We start from the raw sequence: 25170 nt of genomic DNA, 5'->3' as shown, positions 1-25170 counted from the left end.
CTACGCCGGCCGCTCGCGCGGCCAGCCCGTCCCCGTCCTCCGCTCCGCCTCCTCCGCGCGCGTCATCGCCCGCTGGATGTCATTCCAGTCCAGCGTGCCCGCGAGCAGCCCGTCCTCGTCCACCACCGCGGCCATCGGCACGCCCGCCTCCGCCATCCGGCGCAGCACCGTCCACCCGTCCTCGCGCAGCTCCGCCACCGCGCCCTCCTCCATCGCGTCGCGCACCCAGGAGGCCTCGCGCGCGGCCTCCGGCACCGCCTGCACCGCCGCCCACGTCACCCGCCCCACCGGCCGCCCCGTGCTCGTCACCGGCAGCATGCTCACGCGCTCGCGCCGGAGCGCCCACTGCGCGTCCTGCATGGACAGGTCCAGGTCCACGCCCACCGCCCTCGGCGTCATCAGCGCCTCCACCTTCACGCGCTCCAGCACGGCCCGCATCCGCACCTGCCGCCACTCATTCTCCGCGCCCATCCACACGACGAAGGCCACCACCAACGTGAACGGGTTCAGCGACACCACGCCCCACACGCCGAACAGCAGCGCGAACAGCCGCCCCAGCCCCACCGCCACCCGCGTCGCCCGCCACACCCCCAACCGGGGCGTCAGCGCCGCGCGCACGATGCGCCCCCCATCCATGGGGAACGCCGGCAGCAGGTTGAACACCCCCAGCACCCCGTTGAGCGTCGCCAGCGTGAAGCACGCGAACTGCACCTGGAACATCCCCAGGCCATGCAGGAACCACGTCACCCCGCCCAGGAACGCCGCCAGCCCCAGGCTGGTCAACGGCCCCACCAGCGCCATCAGCGCCTCGTCCCGAGGCCGCTTCGGCGCCTCTGTCAGCTCCGACACACCGCCGACGATCATCAGGGTGATGCCGTTCACCTGCCCGCCATGGCGCAGCGCATAGAAGGTGTGCGCCATCTCGTGCAGCAGCACCGACACGAACAGCCCCACCGCCACCGCCAGCCCCCACGCCCACGGATGCCCGCCCAGCGCCTCCGGCGGCACGTGCGCCGCGTCCGCCGCCCGCTGGAGCGCCCCTCCGAACGACAGCGCCAACAGCGGCAGCACCACGAGCAGCGAGAAATGGACGCGGATGGGAACCCCCCGGAACGACCCCACCCGCAGTGCCCCTGGCCTCGCACGCATCGCCAGCCTCCCTGGTCCCTCGCGCCCCTCGCGGACGCGGTGTCGGAAATCCTGAACTTCCGTCCCGTCCCCGCCCCGTGCACCCCGGGCCCGCCCGTCCGGCCCCCCCTCCAGGGGCACGGGAAGCGCTGCCACCGCCTGCCAATCGTGTTAGAGCGGCCCCCCATGGACGCGACCTCCGAGAAGGATCCTCTCCGCGCACGGCTCCAGCAGATGGAGCAGCAGGCCGAGCAGGGCGGCGGCACCGAGCGCATCGCCAAGCAACACGAGGCCGGCAAGCTCACCGCCCGCGAGCGCATCGACCTGCTCCTCGACCCCGGCTCCTTCAGCGAGCTGGACAAGTTCGTCACCCACCGCAGCCACGACTTCGGCATGGGCGACAAGAAGATCCTCGGCGACGGCGTCGTCACCGGCTACGGCACCGTGGAAGGCCGCCAGGTGTTCGTCTTCGCCCAGGACTTCACCGTCTTCGGCGGCTCGCTGTCCGGCGCCTATGCCCAGAAGATCTGCAAGATCATGGACATGGCCACCCGCGTGGGCGCGCCCGTCATCGGGCTCAACGATTCCGGCGGCGCGCGCATCCAGGAAGGCGTGGAGAGCCTGGCCGGCTACGCGGACATCTTCCTGCGCAACACGCTGGCCTCCGGCGTCGTGCCCCAGATTTCGCTCATCCTGGGGCCGTGCGCGGGCGGCGCGGTGTACTCGCCCGCCATCACCGACTTCATCATGATGGTGAAGGACACGTCGTACATGTTCATCACCGGCCCGGACGTCATCAAGACGGTGACGCACGAAGAGGTCTCCAAGGAGGCCCTGGGCGGCGCGCTCACGCACAACCAGAAGTCCGGCGTCGCCCACTTCGCTGCGGAGAACGAGCAGGCCGCCATCGCGATGACCCGCGAGCTGCTCTCGTACCTGCCCTCCAACAACCAGGAGGATCCGCCCGCCCAGCCGTGTGACGACGACCCGTTCCGCGCCGAGGAGTCGCTCAAGTCCATCGTCCCGGCGAACCCGAACAAGCCCTACGACATCAAGGAGATCATCCGGGCCATCGTCGACTCGAAGCACTTCTTCGAGGTGCAGGAGCACTTCGCCAAGAACATCGTCGTCGGCTTCGCGCGGATGAACGGCCGGAGCGTGGGCATCGTCGCCAACCAGCCCGCGGTGCTCGCCGGCTGCCTGGACATCGACGCCAGCGTGAAGGCCGCGCGCTTCGTGCGCTTCTGCGACTGCTTCAACATCCCCCTGCTCACCCTGGTGGACGTGCCCGGCTTCCTCCCCGGCACCGACCAGGAGTGGGGCGGCATCATCACCCACGGCGCCAAGCTGCTCTACGCGTACGCGGAAGCCACCGTCCCGAAGATTACCCTCATCACCCGCAAGGCCTACGGCGGCGCGTACGACGTGATGGCGTCCAAGCACATCCGCGCGGACATCAACTACGCCTACCCCACCGCGGAGATCGCCGTGATGGGTCCCGAGGGCGCGGTGAACATCATCTTCCGCAATGAAATCCTGAAGGCCCAGGACGCCAACGCGGAGCGCAAGAAGCTCACGGACGACTACCGCGAGAAGTTCGCCAACCCGTTCAAGGCGGCGGAGCTGGGCTACATCGACGAGGTCATCCGCCCGGAGGAGACCCGCGCCAAGGTCATCCGCGCCCTGGAGATGCTCAAGGACAAGCGCCAGGAGAACCCGCCGCGCAAGCACGGCAACATCCCGCTGTAGCAGTCCCGGCGGCTCGCACGCCTGCCCTCCCCCGCACGGAGGGCAGGCGGGCACGGGCACATCCGGAAATTCTCAGCTAACGCCGGGGCTTTCACGGGGCCACCCAAGGAGCCACCCCCCGTGTCCCAGCAGCGAAGACTCGTTCTCTTCCTCTCCGACGTCGAAGGTCATCTCACCGCCCTGCGTCAGACGCTCAAGGGCGTGTGCGAGGGCCTGGACCTGCCCCCACCGGAGGTCCGCTGGGTGGAGCCCCGTCCCGAGGCGCTGGCCGACAGCGGCTGGCACGTGGCGGAGATCCCGCTCGTGTCCGGAAAGACCTCCGGCAAGGTGCCCTCTCCCGAGGAGCACGTCGACGCCATGGCCCAGGCCCTGGCCCGGGACTTCCGCGACCGCGCCATGGGCATGTACGTGGACCGGGAGCACAGCTACGCGCGCGTCTGCATGGCCGCCCCCAGCCGCCCGCCGCGCGCCATGGAAGGCGAGTACCTGGACGTGCTGCGCCAGGCCGCGCGCTGGCTGGACGTGGAGACGACGGCGCTCGCCCGGCTCTTCAGCGGCAACGCCGCGCGCAACCTGCTGGCGGCCGCGGTGGACTTCGGTCCGGACGGCAAGCCCGTGGAGGCCCCCTCGCACCCCGCCCCGCCCCCGGAGCCGGACGAGGAGGACCGCTTCGTGGAAGCGAAGCTCGCCCAGGCGAAGCAGCTGATGGACCAGTACCTGAACCTGCGCAAGTAGGGGCAGGCAATCAGGGGCGCCCCATGGTAGACGGGCGCCCATGCCCAAGATCCGCAAAGTGCTCGTCGCCAACCGCGGCGAGATCGCCATCCGGGTGATGCGCACCTGCAAGGACCTCGGCATCGCCACGGTGGCGGTGTACTCCGAAGCAGACCGTTCCGCGCTGCATGTGCGCACCGCAGACCAGGCCTATTTCGTCGGCCCCCCGCCCTCGCGCGAGAGCTACCTCGTGCAGGAGCGCATCCTGGAGGTCGCGAAGCAGTCCGGCGCGGACGCCATCCACCCCGGCTACGGCTTCCTCTCCGAGAACGCGTCCTTCGTGCGCGCCTGCGAGAAGGCCGGCATCACCTTCATCGGCCCGCCGGCCGCCGCCATGGACGCCATGGGGGAGAAGACCCGCGCCCGCGCCAACATGATCAAGGCGGGCGTGCCCGTCGTCCCCGGCACCACCGAGCCCATCGCCACCATCGAGGAAGCGCGCGAGTACGCGCGGAACATCGGCTTCCCCATCATGCTCAAGGCCGCCGGCGGCGGCGGCGGCAAGGGCATGCGCCGCGTGGAGGGCCTGGGCGACTTCGACTCCGCCTGGCGCTCCGCCAAGAGCGAGGCGCTCAACGCCTTCGGCAACGACTCGGTCTACATCGAGAAGTACCTGGAGAAGCCCCACCACGTGGAGATCCAGGTCTTCGCGGACCAGTACGGCAACACCATCCACCTGAACGAGCGCGAGTGCTCCGCGCAGCGCCGTCACCAGAAGGTGGTGGAGGAGACGCCCAGCCCCATCCTCACGGCGGAGATGCGCGCGAAGATGGGCGAGGTCGCGGTGAAGGCGGCCAAGGCCGTCAACTACGTGGGCGCCGGGACGGTGGAGTTCCTGGTGGACGTGCACCGCAACTTCTACTTCCTGGAGATGAACACCCGCCTCCAGGTGGAGCACCCGGTGACGGAGTGGGTGACGGGCCTGGACCTGGTCGCCATGCAGATCAAGGCCGCGGAGGGGGAGAAGCTGCCCCTCTTCGAGGCGCCCGCGCCGCGCGGTCACGCCATCGAGGTGCGCGTGTACGCGGAGGACCCCGCGCGCAACTTCATGCCCAGCCCCGGGAAGATCCAGGCGCTGCGCGTGCCCAGCGGGCCGAACGTGCGGGATGACTCGGGCGTGTTCGCGGGCTTCACGGTGCCCAACTTCTACGACCCCATGATCTCCAAGCTGTCCGTGTGGGGCGCCACGCGCGAGGAGGCCATCGCGCGGGCCAAGCGCGCGCTCTCCGAGTACGTGGTGAAGGGCATCACCACCAACATCCGCTACCTGCACGGCATCCTGTCCCACCCGGAGTTCGTGGCGGGCGACTACGACACCAGCTTCCTCACGCGCGAGCACACCGCGCTGCTGGGCGCGGAGGACCCCAAGCTGAGCGAGGTGGCGCTGCTGGCCAGCACGCTCCACGCCTTCCAGCGCGACCAGAAGCGCGCGAAGACGCTGCCCGCGGGAGCCAGCGCGGGGGGCAACGGCCGCATCAGCCCGTGGCGTCTGGCGCTGAAGAGCCGCCGCCGCTGACCGTCATCCTGCCGCAAGCACCCGGAAGGACCTTTTCCACATGCGTTACTTCACGAAGCAGCAGGGCCAGAAGGAAGCGGTGCCGGTGGACCTGGAGGCGCTGGGCCAGGACCGCTACCGGCTCACGGTGAATGGCCAGTCGTACCAGGTGGACGCGCTGTCCGTGGACCAGGGCACGCTGTCGCTGCTGGTGGACGGCCAGTCGTACAACGTCGAGTTCGAGGAGAACGGCGACGAGATTGGCACGCTGGTGCGCGGGCAGGTGAACCGCACCGACGTGGCGGATGAGCGCAAGCTGCGCATGCGCGCCGCCGCGGGCAGCTTCTCCGTGGAGGGCCGGCAGGTCATCCTCGCGCCCATGCCCGGCAAGGTGGTGAAGGTGCTGGTCAAGGTCGGCGAAGAGGTGAAGGAGGGCCAGGGGCTCGTGGTCGTGGAGGCCATGAAGATGGAGAACGAGCTCAAGAGCCCCAAGGCCGGCAAGGTGACGGAGGTGTTCGCCAAGGAAGGCACCGCCGTGGAGAACAACGCGAAGCTCATCGTCGTCGAGTAACCCCCCGCTTCGCGAGCCCCCGAGGTCGACGCCCCATGGAGATGCTCTGCACCCTGCGCAGCGCCACCGAGACGCAGCGCCAGGCCCTGCTCAAGACGCCCGGCGCGCTGGAGCCCTTCCTGGAGGACGAGGAGGACTTCGGCGACGCGAAGGGCGCGGCGTTCCTGGAGCTGGACATTGGCGAGGCGTGGCACGGCCTCCAGTTCCTGCTCACCGGCACGGCCTGGGAGGGCACCCCGCCCCTGGACTTCCTGGTGCGCGGCGGCGACGACGTGGGGGACATCCCGTCGGATGAGGGCACCGCGCGCGTGTTCGACCCGGCCGGGGTGAAGGCGCTGGCGGAGGCGCTGAAGAAGGCCTCCGAGCAGGACCTGCGTGGGCGCTTCGACCCGGCGCGCCTCCAGGCGGAGGACATCTACCCGGGCACCTGGGACGAGGAGGAGCCGGCGGAGGACGTGGATCCGCTGGAGGAGCTGCTCTCCTACTTCGTGGAGCTCCAGAAGTTCACCGCCGCCGTGGCGAAGCGGGGCCTGGCGCTGCTCGTGCACATCGGCTGAGGCGTCAGGCCGCCCAGCCCAGCCACACGTCGCGCCCCAGCTTCAGCACCAGCGCGGCCACCACGCCCAGCACGACGACGCGCACCAGCCGGTCGCCGCCCTTCACCGCCGCGTGCGCGCCCAGCCACGCGCCGGTGAACTGCGCCGCGGCCATGGGCAGCGCCACCTTCCACAGCACCACGCCCCGGAGCGCGAAGAGCGTCACCGACGCCAGGTTGGAGGCGAAGTTCACCACCTTCGCGTCCGCGGACGCGCGCGCCAGCCCGTGGCCCAGCAGCGACGAGAACGCCACGATGAGGAAGGTGCCCACCCCCGGCCCGAAGAAGCCGTCATAGGTGCCGAGCACCAGCGCGATGAGCGCGCCAATGGCCTGCGCGCGCGGCCGGGGCGAGGGCTCCACGCCGTCGCGCTTCGGCGGCGCGCGGCGGAAGGCGAGGAACACCGCCACCGCGATGAGCAGCACCAGCACCAGCGGCTTGAGCACCTCCGGGCGCAGCAGCAGCACCAGCGCCGCGCCGCCGAACGCGCCCAGCAGGCCGAAGGGGAACGTCACCTTCCCCAGCTTCGCGTCCACCAGGCCCGCGCGCGCGAAGCGCACCAGCGCCGCGCCCGAGCCGAACACGGACTGGCCCTTGTTGGTGCCCAGCGCCACGTGCGCCGGCAGGCCCGCCGTCAGCAGCGCGGGCAGCGTGATGAGGCCGCCGCCTCCCGCGATGGCGTCCACGAAGCCCGCGCTCAACGCGGCGACACACAGCAGCACCAGCTTCAACGCGCCGACGTCCAGGTCCACGGTGGGGGCCCGCCTCCTCGTCGCGGGTGGCGCCCGCTTAGCACCCTTACTTGCGCGCGGTCGAAGCTTGGGGGTCAATGCGGTCCATGCTCGCGACCCTGATGACCGTGCTGGCGCTGACGCTCGCCGCGCCGCCCTCACCGCCCGACGCGACCACCGCCACGTGCCGCGCCCTGGACGGGCACGTGTCCTGTGGCTACGGGTGCAAGTCGGATGGACAGCGCGTGCGGTGCGCCCAGACGCTCCAGGGCCGCTGTACCGTCATCGACGGGCAGGCCGTCTGTTTCGATCCGCCCGCCTACGTGGTGAAGGCGTACGGCGCCGCGCTGCCGGAGCCGGAGTGCAAGACCATCGACGGGGTGGTGGGCTGCGGCTACGGGTGCGTCACCGACTTCGGCAAGGTGAAGTGCGCGAAGACGCCGTCGGGCGTGTGCCGGAGCCAGGGTGGCAACGTGACCTGCTTCGACCCGCCCGCCGCGGTGTTCGCGGTGTTCGGCAAGCAGGTGCCTCGCGCGCAGTGTGTCAGCAACGGCCTGCAGCTGGCGTGCGGCTTCAACTGCGTGAACGCCTCCGAGGGCGTGCGGTGCGCGAAGACGCCCATGGGCGTGTGCAAGGCGCAGAACGGCAGCGTCACCTGCTTCGACCCGTCGCCCGCGGCGCTCTGCGCGTGGGGCCGCGACCTGCCGGCGCCCCAGTGCAAGCTGAGCGAGACGGGCCCGGTGTGCGGGTACAACTGCACCACGGCGTACGGCAAGGTGGCGTGCTCGGGCACCCCCGCCGGCATCTGCAAGGTGTTCGACAGCGAGGTGTTCTGCTTCGACCCGCCCGCCGAACAGCAGGCCGACGCGGCGTGTCTCGCGAACGTGGGGTTGGCGGCCCTGGAGGGCGCCACGCCCTGAGGCGCCTGCCCGCTCCCTTGGAATGGAGCGTCCGCTTGGAGGTGGGCGCGGGCGGCGGTAAAATTCCGGCTTCCCGGCAGTCACGCGGGAATGGGAGCAGGACGGCACATGGCGGAGGGTGAGGTCCGGCAGTACTGGGTGCGGAACGATCGGGGCACCACGTGGGGGCCGCTGACCGGGCCCACCATCGAGCTGCTCATCGACAGCGGCTCCATCCAGGGCAAGCTCCAGGTCTCCACCGACGGTCTCCAGTTCGCCTTCCCATGGCGCTTCCCGGAGGTGCGGGACGTGTTCCCGCGCGAGCTGTGGGGGGATGGCGCGCCCGCGTCGCTGAGGACCGCGCCCGTCGTTCCGCCACCGCCCGGCCCCGCCGCGCCGCCCACGGGTCCTGGCGCCGCGCCCATGGCCGGTCCGGGCGCCGTGCCCATGGCCGGTCCTGGCGCCGTGCCCATGGCCGGTCCGGGCGCCGTGCCCATGGCCGGTCCTGGCGCGGTGCCCATGGCGGGCCCGGGTGCCACGCCCATGGCGGGTCCCGGCGCGATGCGGAGTCCGGCGCCAGTGGCGCGCGCGGCCGTGGACGCCTCGGGGCGGCCTGTCGCCACGCGGCCTCCGGGTCCCGGGGCTCCGGCCCGTCCCCCCGTCGCGCCTCCGGCCGCGGCGGCCCGTCCGGAGGGGGCTCCGGCCACCGCGGCGGCGCCCCCCGCGCAGGCGCCACAGGGGCCGGTGGATGACGGCTCCAACACCGTGCCGCCGCAGGGTCAGCTCGCGCAGTGCCCGCCCATGCAGCTCTACGGTCGCATCGCCGCGGGCGAACACACGGGCCTGCTGACGCTGGGGCTTTCGGACCGGGCGCTGTCGGTGCACTTCCGCAAGGGCAGCCCGGAGTTCGTCGACTCGTCGCACGCGGAGGACGCGCTGGGCGTGTCGCTCCTGGGCGCGCGGCTGTTGACGGCGGAGCAGCTCCAGCAGGCGGAAGGCGCGCGGGAGCGCTTCGGGGGAGACCTGCTGGCGGCGCTCTTCGGGCTGGGTCTGCTCCAGCCGGCGACGGCCTTCGCGCAGCTGGCGCAGCGGGCGTTGGGCATCCTGGGCAAGGCGCTGCGCGCCGAGGCCGGCACCTTCACCTTCGAGCTTCGCGACCTGCCCGCGCACAAGGCGATGCCGCTGGGCAACCGCTGGGCCCTGCTCAGCGACCAGGTGCGCCGCGTGCCGACGGCGGACCTCAAGCGGCGGCTCGCGTACGTGCTGCCGATGCCCATCATGAAGTCCGGAGGGCGCGTGGCCTCCAGCGAGCTGCGCCTGACGCCGCATGAGGTGCGCGCGCTCGCCTTCATCGACGGGGTGCGCTCGCTGGGGCAGCTGCTGCAGGACGTGCCCCAGGACGCGGAGCATCTGCTGCGCGTCTCGTTCCTGCTGAAGGAGCTGAACGGCGTCTCGTTCGCGGCGGCGACCCGCACGCAGGCGGCCCCGCCTCCGCCCGCCTCCGGCCCCACGGCGGCGGCGCGTCCCGGCCCCGAGGCTGGCGGCGCCCAGGGACCTGGGGCGCCGGTCCGTCCGTCCGGGACCGTGCCCACGGTGGGCTCGGCTGCGCCCGCCGCGGGTCCGGGCGCCGTGCCCATGACGCCTCCAGGCGTGTCCGCCGGTCCTGGCGCAGGGCCCGCCACGGCGGCCGGAGCCTCTGCCTCGGGTCCTGGCGCGGCTCCCCGTCCTCCTGGCGCCACTCCCGCGCCCACGGCCGGCCCCGGTGCCGCGCCCCGTCCCGCTGGCTCCGCCGCCCCCACGGCCGGCCCCGGTGCAGCCCCCCGTCCTCCTGGCGCCGCTCCCGCCGCCGGTGCCGCCCCCACGGCCGGCCCTGGTGCAGCGCCCCGCCCTCCTGGCGCCACTCCCGCCCCCACGGCCGGCCCGGGTGCAGCGCCCCGTCCTCCCGGTGCCGCCTCCGCGGCTGCGGCGCCCCGTGCGCCTGGCGCCGCACCCGCCGCGGGCCCGGGTGCCGCGCCTCGGCCTGCGGGAGCCCCCGCTGGCGCCGCGCCCACGGCCGGCCCGGGTGTAGCGCCCCGCCCTCCCGGTGCCGCCCCTGTCGCACGGCCCGCGCCGCCCGTCGTCGGTGCTCCAGCCGCCGCCCCCGCGGCGTCGAGCGCCGCGCCCGGGTCGGACGAGCTGCCCGCGCTGCGCCAGCTCGCCGTGACCATGAAGGGGCAGAACCACTTCCAGCGGCTCGGCCTCACCGAACAGACCGAAGGCAGCGCGGTGAAGATCGCCTACTTCCGTCTGGCCAAGCTCTACCACCCGGACACCCTGCCCCAGGGCGCCCCGCCCGAGTTGGAGAAGCTCAAGGCGGAGGTGTTCGCCTACGTCGGGGACGCGTACCGGACGCTCACGGACGACAAGAGCCGCGCGGCCTACCTGGAGGAGCTCAAGAACGGCGGAGGGGACGGCGTGGATGTCCAGGCCATCCTCCAGGCCGAGGAGCTCTTCCAGAAGTCCTGCATCCTGGTGAAAGCGCGCAAGTACCCAGAAGCCGTGAAGATGCTCAACGAGGCCATCGCCCTCAACGCCGAGGAGCCGGAGTTCTTCGCCTGGCGGGGCTACGCGCGCTTCCTGGCCGCCCCGGACAAGAAGGCCGCCCAGCCGGAGGCCTTCCGCGAAATCCAGGCCGCCATCAAGCGCAACGAGCGGTGCGCCCCCGCCCACTACTTCCTGGGCGTCATCGCCAAGCTGAGCGGCGACGCGGCCGGGGCCCTCAAGCACTTCAAGCGGACGGTCGAGCTGCAACCGGACCACATCGATGCGATGCGGGAGATCCGCATGGCGTCCCAAAAGAAGTAGGGTGCGCCCCTTTTCTTCAAGGAGACACCCCCCATGCCCCTCACCGGGAAACAGCGACGCCACCTGAGAGCCCTCGGGCACCACCTGGAGCCCGTGGTCCTCGTCGGACAGTCCGGCGTCACCGAGGGCGTCATCGCCGCCGTCGAGCAGGCGCTGCACGACCACGAACTCATCAAGGTCAAGATCAACGAAGGCCCGGATGGCCGCCATGAAGGCGCCGACCGCATCGCGGAGGCCACCGGTTCGGAGCTCGCGCAGCTCCTGGGCCGCACCGCCCTCTTCTTCAAGAAGCGCAAGGAGAAGTCCCGCTTCGAGGACATCCTCAAGGGCCCGCACGAGCCCAAGCCGGTCGCCAAGCCGGCCGAGGACAAGAAGCCGCGCCGCCGTTAGCCGCACCGCTTTCCAGAGGTCGCGGGGAAAACAGGCCGACCCGAGCGTTTTGTGCGGGTTCGAGGGCAGCCAGGCCCTCGTGCTGATCCCAAAATGTCACTACGCTGGGGGTCTTCCCCCCGCGGAGGTGACGTGCAGACTCCCTCGTCCTCCCCCCCACCCCCACCCGGCTGGCACGACGTGCTGATGAAGCACTTGGAGCCGCTCCTTGGCGGCTTCACCGCCAAGATGGCCATCCACACCGCCGCGCTGCGGGCCCTCAAGCGACCTCCGGAGCAGGTGGTCGTGCAGGAGCTGCCGCAGCTCCTGGAGGGCCTCAAGCCGATGCTCAACACCTTCATCGGTGCACTGCACACGAAGGTCATCCTCACGGAGATTTCGACGGCCATGGAGAAGCTGCGATGAGCCCTCACCCCCCTTCGGGTCGCGCCGCCAGCAGGGTGGCCCCCTGGATGGGCACCGTCGTGGTGCTCCAACTGGTGCACCTGGCCGCGGTGGCCACGTCCTTCCAGGATGGGCGCCAGCTGGCGCTCGTGGGCGACGCGGCGGGCTGGACCGTGGGCCTGCTCGCGGTGCTGGGCACGGCGGCGGCGGCGCTGTCGTTCGCGCGGGGCGACTACCTGCGCCGGGTGTGGGGCCTGCTGACGGTGGGCGCGGGCCTGTCGCTCGTGAGCACGGCGCTGCGCAGCTACTGGATGCACGCGGTGCCGGACGTGCCCTTCACGAACTCGCCGCTGTTGCCGGTGCGCATGGGCGTGGTGGTGCTGGCGAACGTGAGCACCACGTTCGCGCTGGTGCTGCTGGCGCGGACCTACCGGCAGTCCGGCCTGCAGCCGCCGCCCAGCCCTCGCGCGACGCTCCTGTGGGCCGTGTCCGCGGTGGCCGCGCTCGCGGTGGGTGGGCCCGCGCTCGTCGCGGCGGTGGGGCACCTGGGCCAGGACTTCGCGACCACGTGCACCGCGGTCATCGCGCTGGCGTCCACGCTGGCGGACATGATGACCATCCTGCTCGTCGCGCCCATCCTCCGCGTCGCGTACATGCTGCGCGGCGGACGGCTGGCGTGGGTGTGGTGGGCCATGGGCATGTCCGGCGCGGTGTGGCTCTTCTACGATGCGCGCGAGTGGCTGGCGCCGCTCTTGCCCGGCAACCCCGCCGAAGCGGTGGAGCTGCTGCGCACGCTGCGCACCTCGGGGCTCGCGATGCTGGGGCTCGCCGGGTGGTTGCAGCGCTCCGCGCTCACCGCGGCCCAGCCCGCGTCGAGCACCGGGGTCGTCGTCCCCACCGCCTGACACGACCCGTCGCGTCGAGCTGACGCACGCGGCCAGGACCGGCCCGCTCCCACCTGGGGGCGGGCCATCGTGTTTTCGCCCCCCGAACGCCTGGGGAGCCAAGCGAGACTGCGGCCTCACGGTTGTCCCAAGGAGGTTCCATCCCATGCGACTGTCCCTGCGTTCCCTGCTGGCGGCCGCCTGCGTCCTGACCGGATGCCGGACGGCACGCGAGACGGCGACGGCCCCCGTGCGCGCGGACTGCGGTCCCACCATTGCTGGCATGGAGGCGGTGCTCAAGCCCTCCGCCTTCGTCGTGCTGGGGGAGATCCACGGCACGCAGGAGGCGCCGGCCTTCGCGGCGCGGCTGGCGTGTCACGCGGCGGCCCTGGGGCAGCCGGTGCGGCTGGCGCTGGAGCTGCCCGTGGAGGAACAGGCGCGCATCGACACCTTCGTCGAGGGGGAGGCGGGGACGGCGGGGATGCCGACCGACAGCGCCTTCTGGAACCGCGCTGTTCAGGACGGCCGCGGCAGCGAGGCCATGCGGCAACTGCTGGAGCGCGTGCGGGAGCTGCGACACGCGGGGCTGTCCGTGCGGGTGGTGGCGTTCGATCCAGGCGGCAGTGACCGCGACACCACCATGGCCGACCAGCTCCGTCAGGCGCGGAGCCAGGCGCGCGGGGACACCTTCATCGTGCTCGTGGGAAACCTGCACGCGCGCCGCGACATGGGAGCGCCCTGGGACAGCAAGCTCCGGTTCATGACGCACCAGCTGCTCGACGCGGAGCCCGGGCTGGTGTCGCTCGACCTGGCGAATGCCGGGGGGAGCGCGTGGATCTGCCGGGGCATGACGCCGGACACCTGTGGCCCGCAGCCGCTGCGCGGCCCGGCCGAGGAGCAGCCCCTGGGCATCACGCTCCAGAAGAGCGCCGACGACCCGGATGGCTACGACGGCACCTACTCCGTCGGAGCCCTTCACGCCTCGCCGCCCGCGCACGGGGCCGCCTCCACCGCGACGCCCGCGCCGAACTAGCAGCAGCCAGGAAGCCGCGCGGAGGCCCCACCGATGCGTCAGCCGGAGACGCCGGACGGCACGGCGCTCCCCTTGCCCGCGCGGCGCCGCGTCACGCCCATCGCGACCGCCAGCGCGCCCAGCGTCAGCGCGCCCACCCAGAGCCCCGGGAGCAACCCCGGCGTCCGGTAGCGCAGCATCACGGTGTGGCTGCCTGTCGGCACCGCCACCGCGCGCACCGCCACGTTGGCGGGGAGGATGGGAACAGGCGCGCCATCCAGCGTCGCGGACCAGCCGGGCTGGTAGGCGTCGTTGATCACCAGCACCGAAGGTCCGTCGGCCGCGACCTCCACCGTGAAGCGCTCCGGCGACTCGCGGGTGACGCGCACCGAGCCCGTCCCCGCGCCGGCCTCCAGCGGCGCCGCGCACTCCACGATGGCGTCGCCGGGCGCGAACAGCTCCGGCGCCAGCATCCGCCGCAGCGCCTCATCGAGCGAGGCCACGCACTCCGGCCGGGCCAGATGGATGCGCGCGGGCGCCTGCGCGTGGGCCATCAACGACAACCCGAAGAGCGGATCCTCCGCCACCACCCGTCCTCCCGGTGGCGGCCCCGCCCCTCGCAGCTCCTCCGTGCGCACCACCGAGTAGGGCGTGGACAGGCGCGGAGCCAGCTCCCCCGCCCAGCGGCGGGAATCCGCCATCAACCGGAGCAGCCGCGTGCTCCTCCCGGGCAGATAGCTGGCCGCGCTCTCGATGCCCCAGAACACCGACGTGTCCGGCGCCAGCACCGCCACCTGCCCCAGGCTCAACCGGTCCCGGAACTCGTAGCCGGCCAGGGGTGGCGCACCGTAGGCCTTCACCACCGTGTTCACCCGCACCGGCTCCCCCTCCGGCACGAGCGCGCGGATCCGCGCCACCAGCGGAGGCGGCGTCTCCAGGATCTCCACCGGAGACACCTGATAGAGCGGCGCGTTCTCCAGGAAGAGCGCCGCGCCCTGGAGCACCAGCCACCCCGCGCCCAGCCGGGGACGCCACGCCAGGACCGCGCACGCCAGCGCGAGCCCCGCCGCCATGCTCCCCATGCGCACCACGTTGCCCGACAGGCCTTCCCTCGCGGCCCGCGGAATGTCCGGCCAGTGCGGCAGCACCCAGCCCCGCGTCCACACCCCGCCCAGCGCCTCCCCCAGCGCGACGGCCGCGCAGAGCGCCGCGACGCCCACGCCCGCGACGATGACCGCGCGCGAAGAACCTCCTGGCCCCAGGCACCGCCGCCAGCCCAGCCCCGCGCCCACCGCCAGCCCCAGCACCACGAAGGACGCCAGCTTCTCCGGGTAGCGGAAGGGCCGCCACAGCGGCAGCAGCTGGTACACCCAGCCGTAGACGGGCAGCGCCGAGCCCAGCACCAGCAACACCAGCAGCAGCCATGCACCCACGAAGACCCAGGTCCGCCCCCGGCGCCACGACGCCCCCAGCCCCGCCAGCGCGAGCACGCACGCGGGCGTCCCCACGTAGAGCGAGTCCACCCACGCCCGGGTGAAGCCCCCCACGAAGATGAGCTTGCGCACCGCGACCTCAGGGATGCCGCGCACCCCGACCGGATCCGTGAGGAACGGGCCCAGCAGCAGCTCCCCCACCCGCAGCGGGTGCAGCGAGAAGTACTGCGCCTCCGTCACCGAGCGTGCCCCGGGCTCCCCCGTCAGCAGCAACCCCGCGGCGGGGAACAGTTGAGGCGCGGCCAGCAGCCCCCCCGTGGCCACCATCAGGAGACAGGCCCCCAGGCGCCGGGCCCAGGTCCCGGGGGCCGTCACGGGCTCCGCCAGGGCCATCAGCACCCCGAGCGCCTGGGTGACGGCGAACGCCTGTGCATCCCCGCCGAACGCGACCAGCGCCAGCAACCCTCCTCCCACCGTCAGCCGCGCGGGCGTGGGGCGCCGCACGAAGCGCAGCACGCCCCACAACGCGGCGGGGACGGTGCTGGCGGGCAGCAGGTACGTGGGGTTGTTGGTGATGCAGACCAGGTACCCGCTGAAGGTGAACGTCAGCGCCCCGAACAGCGCGCCTGCTCGGGGGACGCCCCACTCGCGCAGCAGCGCCGCCGTTCCCAGGAAGGCCACCGGGAAGCACAGGAGCACGGTGAGCTTCACCGCCACGCCCAAGGGCAGCACCAGGTGCAGGAGCGTCGTGGGGTGGAACACGCCGGAGATGAAGATGGCGGGGAACGACTGCCCGAAGCCGTCGTAGGGGAACCAGTCCGGGAACTCGCCCCGCGACACGCGCGACGCCCAGTAGGCGCGCATCGGGTAGAAGGCCCGCAGCGTGTCCCCCGCCAGGAAGACGTCGGAGGAGAACGTCGCCCGGAAGAAGAAGAGCGCCGGCAGCACCAGCGACAGACCTCCGAGCATCCAGCGCCAGCCGGGCCGGACCTCGTCCACCCGCTGGGCGGGCTCCGCGGAAATCGGTGCGCCAGGGTTCGCGTCCACGTGTGCCGGACATCGTCGACGACGGGCGGCCTCCCGCCAAGTGTCGTCTTGTCGCGTCGAGCCCCTCCCAGGGTGGCCGACCTCCCACCGGGCGCGCTACATCCGGGGCTCCCTTCTTCCAGCACGAAAGGCCCACCCATGCTCGCACGCACCTGGCGCGGGGTAACGAAGGCGGAGGACGCCGACGCCTACCTCGCCTATCTCCACCAGACGGGCCTCGCGCACTACCGGCGCACGCCCGGAAACCTGGCCGCGTACTGCCTGCGCAAGGTGGCGGAGGGGAAGGCGGAGTTCCTGCTCGTCACCCTCTGGGAGTCGATGGACGCGGTGAAGCGCTTCGCGGGCGACGCGCCAGAGCGCGCCCTCTTCTTCCCCGAGGATGACCGCTACCTCATCGACCGTGACCTGCACGTCACGCACTACGAGGTCCCCTTCGCGGAAGGGCAGGCCTTCGTGGGCCACCGCGTCCGCTTCGACGACTTCCGCGTGGCGGGGCCCTCTGGCGACCTGCGGCTGGTGGACACGGGCGGCGGCGGAACGAGCCTGCCCGTCGTCTTCGTGCACGGGCTCGCGGGCAATGCGTCGCACTGGCAGGCGCAGCTGGAGCATCTGTCCTCGGTGGGACGCCGGGGCATCGCCCTGGAGCTGCGCGGCCACGGAGGCTCCACGCCGCCGGAGCCACAGGACTACACGGTGGAGTCGCTGACGGGGGACATCGCCGCCGGGGTCCGGGCGCTGGGGCTTCGCCGCTTCGTGCTCGTGGGGCACAGCATCGGCGCGGGCGTGGCGCTGGCCTACGCGGGCGACAACCCCCGGCAGGTGGTGGGTCTGTTCCTGGTGGATCCGATGACGGACCTGCACCTGTATCCCCAGGAGCAGGTGACGGCCTACCTCGCCTCGCTCGACGCGCCCGACGTGGCGCAGGCGCTGCGGCAGGACTGGGCGCAGATGGCGGGGCCGCGCGCGGACGTGCGCGAGCGGTTGCTCGCGGACCTGGAGGCCACGCCGGTGTCCGCCGTGGTGGCGGTCCAGCGCTCCAGCGTGGGCTTCGACCTGACGGCCGCGCTCGCACGCTACCCGGGGCCGAAGTTCTCGCTCATCGCGCCGGACAACGACTCGCCGCGCAGCCTCCATCGGCTGGGCGAGGGCGTGGCGCACCAGCTGGTGGAGGGCGCCGGACACTGGATCCACCTGGACCATCCGGACGCGGTCAACGCCGCGCTGGACGCATTCCTCAAGAAGTCAGCACCAGCTTGACCAGCTCCGGGGGGCTGCCCAGGCGCATGGGCGGGCCCCAGAAGCCGCAGCCCCGGCTGACGTAGATGTGTGAATCGCCGTGCCGGTAGTGCCCGGCGGAGTGCTCCCGGCTCCACCCGTAGCGTGCCTGGAGGTCGCCGCGCGACGCGACGAGCCGGGGCGTACGGCGCGGGGGGATGTTCCACACGAGCCGCCGGAACAGCGACAGGTGCCCCAACACGGCACCCAGCGCGATGAGGATCGAGAACGGAGACAGCGCCATGGGCCTCAGCCTCCCGTACCTCGCGCCCAGGCGCACCTGAATCCGTGGTGCACGGCCGTCCGCCTGCCCCATGCGCTGCCAGGAAGCAGCGGTCCACTGTCAGCCCGGCTCGTCCCAGAGCGTGGCGAGCTTCAATGCCATGCTCTCGAAGGGTTCGGCATGCACCGGGCCATTTCCCGTGTGGGTCGCGAGCGGCACGTATTGCCCCGACTCCCATCGGAACACGTCCAGGGTGCGGAAGACCGGGTCGATGAACCAGACATGCCGCACGCCCTCGCGCGCGTACACGGGCAGCTTCGCCTTGCGGTCCAGGAGTCGCGTGGAGGGAGACAGCACCTCACAGACCCAGTCCGGTGGCAGGGCCAGCGCCGCGACCTTCGGCGCCCTGGGGAGCCGCTCGCGCCGCCAACCCGCGAGGTCTGGCACGAGGACGTCGTCTCCCAGTTGGAGCTCGGGCTCGGTCACGATGTACCAGCCTCCAGGCCCACCCAGTCCGAAGACGAAGGGATTGCCAAGGATCGCCATCAAGAACGAGGCCGCCGTGAGATGAGGGAACGCCGGCCGTGGGCTCGCATACAGCTCCCCCGCGACAAGCTCTCCCACGACATGCTCCGGGAGCGCCTCCAGGTCCGCGTATGTCGCGGGCTTCTTTCCCATGGACTCCCTCCACTCCTCGCCGCCCGTCACTCTATCCATGAGCGGAAGACGTAGCACGCCCGTCTGACGTCCAGGGGCGTTCGAAGTCCACTGGACCTCAGAGGTCTATTCCCACCGTCGGCTCACTGCGCCCCCCAGAGGAACGCGAGGTCCAGCTCCACTGCGTCGAACGGCTCCGCCCGGATGGGCGCCGCCCCGACATGCGTGAGGAGTCCCGTGTACCGTCCATCCCTCAAGCCGAACACCTCCAGCGTGCGTGTCCTCGGATCCATCAACCAGACGTGCCGCACACCTTCGCGCGCGTACACAGGCAGCTTCGCCTCCCGGTCCAGCGTCCGGGTGGACGGGGACAACACCTCACAGACCCAGTCCGGCGCGAGAGACGTCGCCGCCGTGTCGGGAACGACAGGCATCCGTTCCTTCCTCCAGCCCGCGACATCCGGCACCAGGACGTCATCACCGAAGTGCAGCTCGGGCTCGTCCAGGATGACCCAGCCTCCAGGCCCTCCCCTGCCCCTCCCAAACGGGCCCATGAGCTCGCCCCCAAGCCGTGAAGACACCACGGCATGCCGCATCGCCGGCCGTGGGCTCGCATACAGCTCCCCCGCGACAAGCTCTCCCACGACATGCTCCGGGAGCGCCTCCAGGTCCGCGTATGTCGCGGGCTTCTTTCCCATGGACTCCCTCCACTCCTCGCCGCCCGTCACTCTATCCATGAGCGGAAGACGTAGCACGCCCATCCGACATCACAGGGCGTCAGCCATGACACCTACCTCACACGTCTTCCCGATAACCCACCCCTCTCCGGCCCCCGAGCCCGCCTCCCGACGGCACGACCCCGGCAGGATGTTGGTGCGTCCGGCGAAGGACGCCTGACGCTCGCTGGCCAACGTCCAGAACGCGCGCCACCAGACACCCTCGCCGCGCTCCGTCCGGCACCTTCCAGACAAGGCGCGTGGAGGCGTGCGCCCTCCGCGCCAATGAGCACGCTGCACGCCCCTTGAAGGAGGCGGTGCGATGACCTCACAGAAGCAGCCGGACGCGGTGCACGTCGACGAGCAGAGCAAGGAGCAGCAGCTCGCCCGGGATCGCTCGGAGCCCACGGGCAACTTCCTCACCACGGACCAGGGCGTCCGCGTCGAACACACGGACGACTCGCTTCGCATCGGCGCACGCGGCCCCACGCTGCTGGAGGACTTCCACCTCCGTGAGAAGATCACCCGCTTCGACCACGAACGCATCCCCGAGCGCGTCGTCCACGCGCGCGGCGCCGCCGCCCACGGCTACTTCCAGGTCTATGAATCCCAGGCGAAGTACACCCGGGCGAAGTTCCTCCAGGATCCCAACAAGAAGACCCCCGTGTTCGTGCGCTTCTCCACCGTCGCGGGCTCGCGCGGATCCGCGGACACCGTGCGCGACGTGCGCGGCTTCGCCGTGAAGTTCTATACGGAGGAGGGCAACTTCGACCTCGTGGGCAACAACATCCCCGTCTTCTTCATCCAGGACGGCATCAAGTTCCCGGACGTCATCCACGCCGCCAAGGCGGAACCCCACAATGAAATCCCCCAAGCGGCCACCGCGCATGACTCGTTCTGGGACTTCGTGTCGCTCGTCCCGGAGACCCTGCACATGGTCATGTGGGCCATGTCCGACCGCGCCATCCCGCGCAGCTTCCGGATGATGCAGGGCTTCGGCGTCCACACCTTCCGCTTCGTGGATGAGAAGAACGTCTCGCGCTTCGTGAAGTTCCACTGGAAGCCGCTGCTGGGCACGCACTCGCTCGTCTGGGATGAGGCCCAGAAGCTCGCGGGCAAGGACCCGGACTTCCACCGCCGCGACCTCTACGAAGCCATCGAACAGGGGAACTTCCCCGAATACGAACTGGGCGTGCAGCTCGTGGAAGAGGCGGACGCCCAGAAGCTGGGCGTGGACCTGCTGGACGCGACCAAGCTCATCCCGGAGGAGGTCGTCCCCGTGCGGCCCGTGGGCAAGCTCACGCTCGACCGCAACCCGACGAACTACTTCTCGGAGACGGAGCAGGTGGCCTACTGCGTGTCCAACATCGTGCCGGGCATCGACTTCACGGATGATCCGCTGATGCAGGCGCGCCTCTTCTCGTACCTGGACACGCAGCTCACGCGCCTGGGCGGTCCGAACTTCGCGGAGCTCCCCATCAACCGCCCCCTGGCGCCGGTGCACAACAACCAGCAGGACGGCTTCGGCCGGCACACGAGCAACGCGGGACGCGCGAACTACTTCCCCAACTCGCTGGGCGGCGGCTGCCCGTTCCTCGCGTCCCAGCAGCAGGGCGGCTTCGTGCACCACCCGGAGCAGGTGAGCGGCCAGAAGGTGCGCGAGCACTCCCCCTCCTTCAACGACCACTACAGCCAGGCCGCGCTGTTCTTCCGCAGCCTCTCCGCGCCGGAGCAGGCCCACCTCATCGACGCGTGCCGCTTCGAGCTGGGCAAGGTGGAGACGCGCGCCGTGCAGGAGCGCGCGCTGGAGCACTTCGCGAAGATCGACACCCAGCTCGTGACCGCCGTGGCGGAGGGGCTGGGCCTGCCCGCGCCCAAGGCCACGCCCGTCACCCCCAAGGGGCCCGCCACCTCCAAGGCCCTCAGCATGGAGGCGATGAAGGCCGCCATGCCCCCGTCCATCAAGACCCGGAAGATCGCCGCGCTGGTCGCCAACGGCGTGGACGCGGATGAGCTGATGGCGGTGAAGAAGGAGCTGGAGGCCCAGGGCGCGCAGGTGAAGGTCATCGCCAGGTGGCTGGGCACGGTGAAGGCCGCCAACGGACAGGACGTGCCGGTGGACAAGAGCGCGCTGACCACGGACTCCATCGAATACGACGGCGTCTTCATCCCCGGCGGTGCCGCGAGCGTCGCGGTGCTGAAGAAGGACGGCAAGGCACGCCACTTCGTGCAGGAGGCCTACCTGCACTGCAAGACGGTGGGCGCGTCCAAGGACGCGGAGGACGTGCTGAAGGCGTGTGAAATCGACCCGGCCGCGCCCGGCATCGTCGCCGGCTCGAAGGCCGGGGCAGGCAAGGCGCTGGCCACCGCGCTCGCCCAGGCGCTCGCGAAGCACCGGCACTGGGACCGCCAGGACCACGACCGCGTCCCGGCCTGAGTCCACTGCCTGACACGGGCGCGACCTCCAAGCTCCGGAGGTCGCGCCCCACTCCTGGCGTACTGTCCAGCCCGCTTGCGTTGCGCGCAGGATGACCGCCTCTCAAAGAGGGGGAAGTCCATGAAAGCCGTCCATCTTCGCGCCGCCGCGCTCGCGTGCGTGCTGTCCGCTGCTCCCGCGCTGTCCCAGGGACTCGCAGCTTCCGAGACACCCGGAGTCGTCGTGGTGACGCAGGACCTGCTCCACCCCGCGGATGCCTGGGGCCAGCCGGTGAACAATGAGCGTCCCTCACTCGTGCGGGACGAGTCCGGTCGGGTGCACTACCTCGTCGACCTGCGCCGGGGCTCCGAGGCCCGCTTCACCCAGGCCGCGCCACCGCTCGACGGGTTCGCGTCCTGGCACAAGACGCCCGCGCGACACCTGGTGCGCGAGCTGGAGCGGCAGTACGGCCTCCAGGCCACCGGGCTGACGAGCTGGGCGGGCCTGGGCTTCATGGCCTTCCTGACGCCAGAACAAGTGGAGCGGCTTCGCGCGGACCCGCGCGTCGAGCGCATCACTCCCGACGAGGCCACCTCTCCGAGCGGCGCCCTGTGGACGAACTCCACGGGCACGGAGATGAAGACCTGGGGCAAGCGCGCCGTGGCGGAGAACACGTCGTCCACCACCACCGCGAAGATCCCCACGAAGGTCTACGTGTTGGACAGCGGCATCGGGCTCCACGCCGACCTCAACGTCGTGCAGCGCGTCTGGCCCGCGGGAGGCAACGCCGCGGACGGACTGGTGGGCTGCTACGCGCACGCCACCCATGTGGCGGGCATCATCGGGGCGAAGCAGAACAGCACCGGCGTCGTGGGCGTCGCGCCCGACATCTCCCTCGTCTCCGTGTCGGTGATGGGACCTGAGCCCCTGGACACGGTGCACCACTGCAACCCGGGCAACGTCACGGCCGCCGCCGCCATCCAGGCGCTCGACTGGACCATGATGGACATCACCTCCCACGGGAAGGTGGGGATCATCAACCTCTCCTTCAACCTGGGCTCGGGCGTGCTCGCGTCCACCGGCACCGTGGGCTCGCGCATGGTCACCGTGTCCCAGCCCGCACCGGGCTACAAAGGGGCCTTCATCGTGAACTCGGCGGGCAACGACTCCGTGGACGCATGCACCCGCGCCTACGGTCCCGCCTCCACGACGGACGGCATCATGGTGGTGGGCGCCATCGATGACCGGGGGCAGCCCGTGACACCGCTGCACTGCAAGCCGGGACAGATGTGCGTCGACGGCTTCCGCAACGGGACGGTGGCAGGCTCCGGCCCAGGCTCCAACTACGGCACCTGCGTCGAGGCGTGGGCGCCGGGCCTCGCCATCCGCTCCACCTTCGCCGCATACCCGCAGTCCGGCACGACGACCTCCAATACCTATGAATACCTGTCGGGAACGTCCATGTCCGCGCCCTTCGTTGCGGGGCTCGCGGCGCACCTCGTGGACGCCGTGCCAGCCGGGACGCCCTCGCTCATCGAAGCCGCGGTGCGCGCGCGCTTCCATTCGCTCGGCTCCGTGGACAAGACGCTCCGGCCCCTCTTCCTGCCCACGCTCAATCCCCCCTCCGTCCCCGCGCAGCCACGGGCCGAGTTCGCCGTCGTGTCCGCGAACAACGGGCCCTTCCACGTGGAGTCGGTGGGCGCGAACATCACGCTCGCGAACAACGAGTTGTTCCAGCTGAGCTTCGACTCGGTGGGCGCGCCGTCGGGCGGCTGCAACGTAACCCAGGCGAGCTATCTGATTCCGTCCTATCCCGCCAGCAGCCTGCTGGACACGACCCAGCGGAAGATCTGGACCCTCCAGTACCCCGCGCTGACCAGCGCCCCGCCCACCTTCTACTCGTACCGCTTCTTCTCGGACTGCGACACCGGCACCGCGGGCCTGTTCGTCAATCCGTGACGGCCGGCCCCGGTCGGTGACGCCGCCATCCCGGCGGGCAGCCTTCACGCAGCACGCGCGCTCCCGCGAGCGCGCAGGCGTAGCTGCTCGTCATCGGGCGCTCCACCCAGGCGCCGCCCGTGAACAGCCGCACCGTGGGCGCGTCCTCGACGTGGTCCACGGTGCCCCTGTCCCCCAGCGCCCGGGCCGTCTGCGCGTCCGCCACCGTCACCACCGGCGGCAACCCCGCGGGCAGGCCCGGCACGGCGCCCGCCGCGCACAGCACGACGCTCCCCTGCTCCACGGCCTGTTGGAGCAGCGCGGTCAGCGGCGCCTCGAAGGCGCGGCTCACGGTGCCCAGGCTCAGGTTGATGAGGTCCGGGCGCACGTCCGCCGTCAGCCACTCCAGCGCCTCCAGCAGGCACAGCGAATCCCCGCGCATCCGCCCATCCAGCACCCGCGCGACGTACCACTCCACGCCAGGAACAGGTGGGGCCGAATCCAGCAGGATGCTCAGCACCGCCGTGCCATGGCCGTGCGCATCCTCCAGGTCATCCAGGCACGAGTCCCCGCCCCGCCACGCATCCAACTCCTCGCGCGAATGGATGCGCGACTCCAGCCGCCGGGCCTCCCGGTCCAGCGTGAAGCTGGCGGCTCCCGCGAGGGCCAACGACTGCCCCCGCAGGAACCCCACCGACACGCCGCTGTCCACGACGGCGACCTTCACGTTGGACCGGGCCTCCTGATTCCCGACGAACGCCCCCGCGCTAGCAGGCGCCGCGCGAGTCCTCACCGACCGGGAGCGTGAGCTGGGGGTAGTAGGTCCCCACCCACTGGTTGCCGTTCCAGGTGAAGGCGTAGCCGTTGAGCATCGAGGTGGCGCAGGCGTAGCCCACCAGGTCCTCGGAGCCACTCACCTCCGCCAGCAACTGAGACACATCCCTGCTCGTGAATTTCACGGGAGCACTCCAAGCATTGGATTGATTGAAAAAAGCGACGAGGAGCATAGAGCCGATCCCGGAGCGGGGCGAGGCAAGCAGTTGGAGTCCGCGCCGTCCCCTGTCCCAACCTCGCTGGCCCCGGACCGGCTCCCACCTCGGAGCGCTCAGCCATTGATGGCCACGACGAGCTGGAGCACCGTGCCGTTGGAGTAGAGGAGGCTGAGCCAGACGGAGCTGTACGACTTGGCGTTGATGGTCAGGAAGCCGCTCCCGACCGAAATCCCACTCGAATAACCAACCAAGGGGACGTTCGGCTGATTGGGGGCGGAGAGCGAAGGAGTGTTGAAGGTCGCGACGACGCTCGCGGACGTGCTGCCATCCAGCGCCTGGAAGTCCACGAAGCCGGAGTAATTGCCAATCCGGATGTCCCGCGGATCGGCGCGGGCGACCAGGCGGTAGAAGCCGGCCGGGATGCCGGAGCCCGGCGCGTTCAGATAGACGAAGGCGGACTCGACCCCCGTGCCGAACTGCGTGGCGGGGGTCTGCTCATTGCCCGCGATGCTGAAACCAGCGAAGGAGAAGTCCTCCGTCGTCGTCATGCCGAACTGCTCCGCATGGATGGGAACCCCCGCGGCCCCGGCGGCCTGGACGAGGTCCCCCCGGAGATCCACGCAGGCGGCGGCAGCCGAGGTAGGACGCTCCGCGCGTGACGGGGTGGGGGCCGCGCGGGGCTCGCCAGCCCACGCGCCAACCGATGCGAGGAGCAGGGAGGCGGAGAGCGTCGAGGACAGGCGGAAGTGGCGGTTCATGGATGGTCTCGGAGGCAATCACAGCCAGGATGATTCCCGACTTGGCCTGGAATTCTGCAAAAGCCACGCCCCACCTCCGCCCTGTCCACTCGGCATGCAATTCATTGCAATTTTCCACCAATGACAAAGGCGCTGTAACTCAATCCGCCACGGCCGTGGGCCGGTCGTGACACTCCCCGCCACAGCGCCCGGGGCGTCATCCAGCGCGAAGCCCTGGAGACCGGGAGACCCACCGCGATGGCCCGGGAGCCCCCGGCGC

22 protein-coding genes and 1 pseudogene are annotated in these 25170 nt (G+C 71.3%); 14 read left to right on the top strand and 9 right to left on the bottom strand.

The window, feature by feature from the left end:
• Positions 1-1149 carry a site-2 protease family protein gene (locus FOF48_RS00665; protein ID WP_143897724.1) on the bottom strand — a complete coding sequence of 383 codons (1149 nt, stop codon included), beginning with the start codon at positions 1147-1149 and terminating at the stop codon, positions 1-3.
• Between the two features lie 165 nt (positions 1150-1314).
• On the opposite strand from FOF48_RS00665, the gene FOF48_RS00660 reads away from it, so the two are divergent.
• From FOF48_RS00660 to FOF48_RS00640, 5 genes are all read left to right on the top strand, one after another.
• Positions 1315-2877: an acyl-CoA carboxylase subunit beta gene (locus FOF48_RS00660; protein ID WP_143897722.1), complete on the top strand. Its 1563-nt coding sequence runs from the start codon at positions 1315-1317 to the stop codon at positions 2875-2877.
• Between the two features lie 120 nt (positions 2878-2997).
• Positions 2998-3612, top strand: a complete 615-nt coding sequence (locus FOF48_RS00655) for a hypothetical protein (protein ID WP_143897720.1) — start codon at positions 2998-3000, stop codon at positions 3610-3612.
• A gap of 40 nt (positions 3613-3652) precedes the next feature.
• Complete coding sequence (locus FOF48_RS00650) at positions 3653-5167, top strand: acetyl/propionyl/methylcrotonyl-CoA carboxylase subunit alpha (RefSeq protein ID WP_143897718.1); 1515 nt, start codon at positions 3653-3655, stop codon at positions 5165-5167.
• 40 nt (positions 5168-5207) lie between these two features.
• The gene (locus tag FOF48_RS37470; RefSeq protein ID WP_143897716.1) at positions 5208-5717 is read left to right on the top strand and encodes a biotin/lipoyl-containing protein; all 510 of its coding nucleotides are present in this window, start codon (positions 5208-5210) and stop codon (positions 5715-5717) included.
• 35 nt (positions 5718-5752) lie between these two features.
• Positions 5753-6274, top strand: coding sequence for a YfbM family protein (locus FOF48_RS00640; RefSeq protein WP_143897714.1), 522 nt, complete (start codon positions 5753-5755; stop codon positions 6272-6274).
• A gap of 4 nt (positions 6275-6278) precedes the next feature.
• Here FOF48_RS00640 and FOF48_RS00635 read toward each other — a convergent pair whose 3' ends face one another.
• The gene (locus FOF48_RS00635) at positions 6279-7064 is read right to left on the bottom strand and encodes a TSUP family transporter (protein WP_143897711.1); all 786 of its coding nucleotides are present in this window, start codon (positions 7062-7064) and stop codon (positions 6279-6281) included.
• Positions 7065-7150: 86 nt separating this feature from the next.
• Here FOF48_RS00635 and FOF48_RS00630 point away from each other — a divergent pair, with 86 nt between their 5' ends.
• From FOF48_RS00630 to FOF48_RS00605, 6 genes are all read left to right on the top strand, one after another.
• Positions 7151-7963 carry a hypothetical protein gene (locus FOF48_RS00630; protein WP_143897709.1) on the top strand — a complete coding sequence of 271 codons (813 nt, stop codon included), beginning with the start codon at positions 7151-7153 and terminating at the stop codon, positions 7961-7963.
• Between the two features lie 108 nt (positions 7964-8071).
• Positions 8072-10786: a DnaJ domain-containing protein gene (locus FOF48_RS00625; RefSeq protein ID WP_143897707.1), complete on the top strand. Its 2715-nt coding sequence runs from the start codon at positions 8072-8074 to the stop codon at positions 10784-10786.
• A gap of 33 nt (positions 10787-10819) precedes the next feature.
• A complete protein-coding gene (gene yhbY / locus FOF48_RS00620; RefSeq protein ID WP_143897705.1) occupies positions 10820-11176 on the top strand; it encodes a ribosome assembly RNA-binding protein YhbY in 357 nt (118 codons plus the stop codon).
• Between the two features lie 186 nt (positions 11177-11362).
• Positions 11363-11581 (top strand): hypothetical protein, encoded by a 219-nt coding sequence (locus FOF48_RS00615; RefSeq protein ID WP_143897703.1) that lies wholly within the window; start codon positions 11363-11365, stop codon positions 11579-11581.
• On the top strand, positions 11578-12465 hold the full coding sequence (locus FOF48_RS00610) for a hypothetical protein (protein ID WP_143897701.1): 888 nt from the start codon (positions 11578-11580) through the stop codon (positions 12463-12465). The genes FOF48_RS00615 and FOF48_RS00610 overlap by 4 nt, the downstream gene beginning before the upstream one ends.
• A 145-nt stretch (positions 12466-12610) precedes the next feature.
• Positions 12611-13477 carry a ChaN family lipoprotein gene (locus tag FOF48_RS00605; protein ID WP_143897699.1) on the top strand — a complete coding sequence of 289 codons (867 nt, stop codon included), beginning with the start codon at positions 12611-12613 and terminating at the stop codon, positions 13475-13477.
• A gap of 38 nt (positions 13478-13515) precedes the next feature.
• Here FOF48_RS00605 and FOF48_RS00600 read toward each other — a convergent pair whose 3' ends face one another.
• On the bottom strand, positions 13516-15936 hold the full coding sequence (locus tag FOF48_RS00600) for a YfhO family protein (protein ID WP_143897697.1): 2421 nt from the start codon (positions 15934-15936) through the stop codon (positions 13516-13518).
• A gap of 138 nt (positions 15937-16074) precedes the next feature.
• Between FOF48_RS00600 and FOF48_RS00595 the strand changes: the two genes are divergently transcribed.
• Complete coding sequence (locus tag FOF48_RS00595) at positions 16075-17193, top strand: alpha/beta fold hydrolase (protein WP_143897695.1); 1119 nt, start codon at positions 16075-16077, stop codon at positions 17191-17193.
• Here FOF48_RS00595 and FOF48_RS37675 read toward each other — a convergent pair.
• The 3 genes and pseudogenes from FOF48_RS37675 to FOF48_RS00580 form a co-directional block, all read right to left on the bottom strand.
• A pseudogene (locus FOF48_RS37675) lies at positions 17171-17311 on the bottom strand (metallophosphoesterase); the annotation flags it as partial. The gene FOF48_RS00595 and the pseudogene FOF48_RS37675 sit on opposite strands and share 23 nt — an antisense overlap.
• Positions 17312-17554: 243 nt before the next feature.
• Positions 17555-18112, bottom strand: a complete 558-nt coding sequence (locus FOF48_RS00585; RefSeq protein WP_143897693.1) for a Uma2 family endonuclease — start codon at positions 18110-18112, stop codon at positions 17555-17557.
• Positions 18113-18234: 122 nt separating this feature from the next.
• Positions 18235-18789 (bottom strand): Uma2 family endonuclease, encoded by a 555-nt coding sequence (locus tag FOF48_RS00580; RefSeq protein WP_143897691.1) that lies wholly within the window; start codon positions 18787-18789, stop codon positions 18235-18237.
• A 340-nt stretch (positions 18790-19129) separates the two neighbouring features.
• On the opposite strand from FOF48_RS00580, the gene FOF48_RS00575 reads away from it, so the two are divergent.
• Both FOF48_RS00575 and FOF48_RS00570 read left to right on the top strand, forming a co-directional pair.
• On the top strand, positions 19130-21244 hold the full coding sequence (locus FOF48_RS00575; RefSeq protein WP_186001711.1) for a catalase: 2115 nt from the start codon (positions 19130-19132) through the stop codon (positions 21242-21244).
• A gap of 120 nt (positions 21245-21364) precedes the next feature.
• Positions 21365-23182, top strand: a complete 1818-nt coding sequence (locus tag FOF48_RS00570; protein ID WP_143897689.1) for a S8 family serine peptidase — start codon at positions 21365-21367, stop codon at positions 23180-23182.
• Here FOF48_RS00570 and FOF48_RS00565 read toward each other — a convergent pair.
• From FOF48_RS00565 to FOF48_RS00555, 3 genes are all read right to left on the bottom strand, one after another.
• Positions 23172-23888 carry a S8/S53 family peptidase gene (locus FOF48_RS00565; protein WP_143897687.1) on the bottom strand — a complete coding sequence of 239 codons (717 nt, stop codon included), beginning with the start codon at positions 23886-23888 and terminating at the stop codon, positions 23172-23174. The genes FOF48_RS00570 and FOF48_RS00565 overlap by 11 nt on opposite strands.
• 40 nt (positions 23889-23928) lie before the next feature.
• Complete coding sequence (locus FOF48_RS00560; protein ID WP_143897685.1) at positions 23929-24120, bottom strand: hypothetical protein; 192 nt, start codon at positions 24118-24120, stop codon at positions 23929-23931.
• Positions 24121-24266: 146 nt separating this feature from the next.
• Complete coding sequence (locus tag FOF48_RS00555; protein WP_143897683.1) at positions 24267-24911, bottom strand: hypothetical protein; 645 nt, start codon at positions 24909-24911, stop codon at positions 24267-24269.
• Between the last annotated feature and the right edge of the window lie 259 nt (positions 24912-25170).

The organism is Corallococcus sp. Z5C101001, assembly GCF_007352635.1.
Classification (GTDB): Bacteria; Myxococcota; Myxococcia; order Myxococcales; family Myxococcaceae; genus Corallococcus; species Corallococcus silvisoli.
The sequence above is the reverse complement of the archived record's forward strand: the minus strand, read 5'-3'. Positions and strand labels throughout refer to the sequence as shown.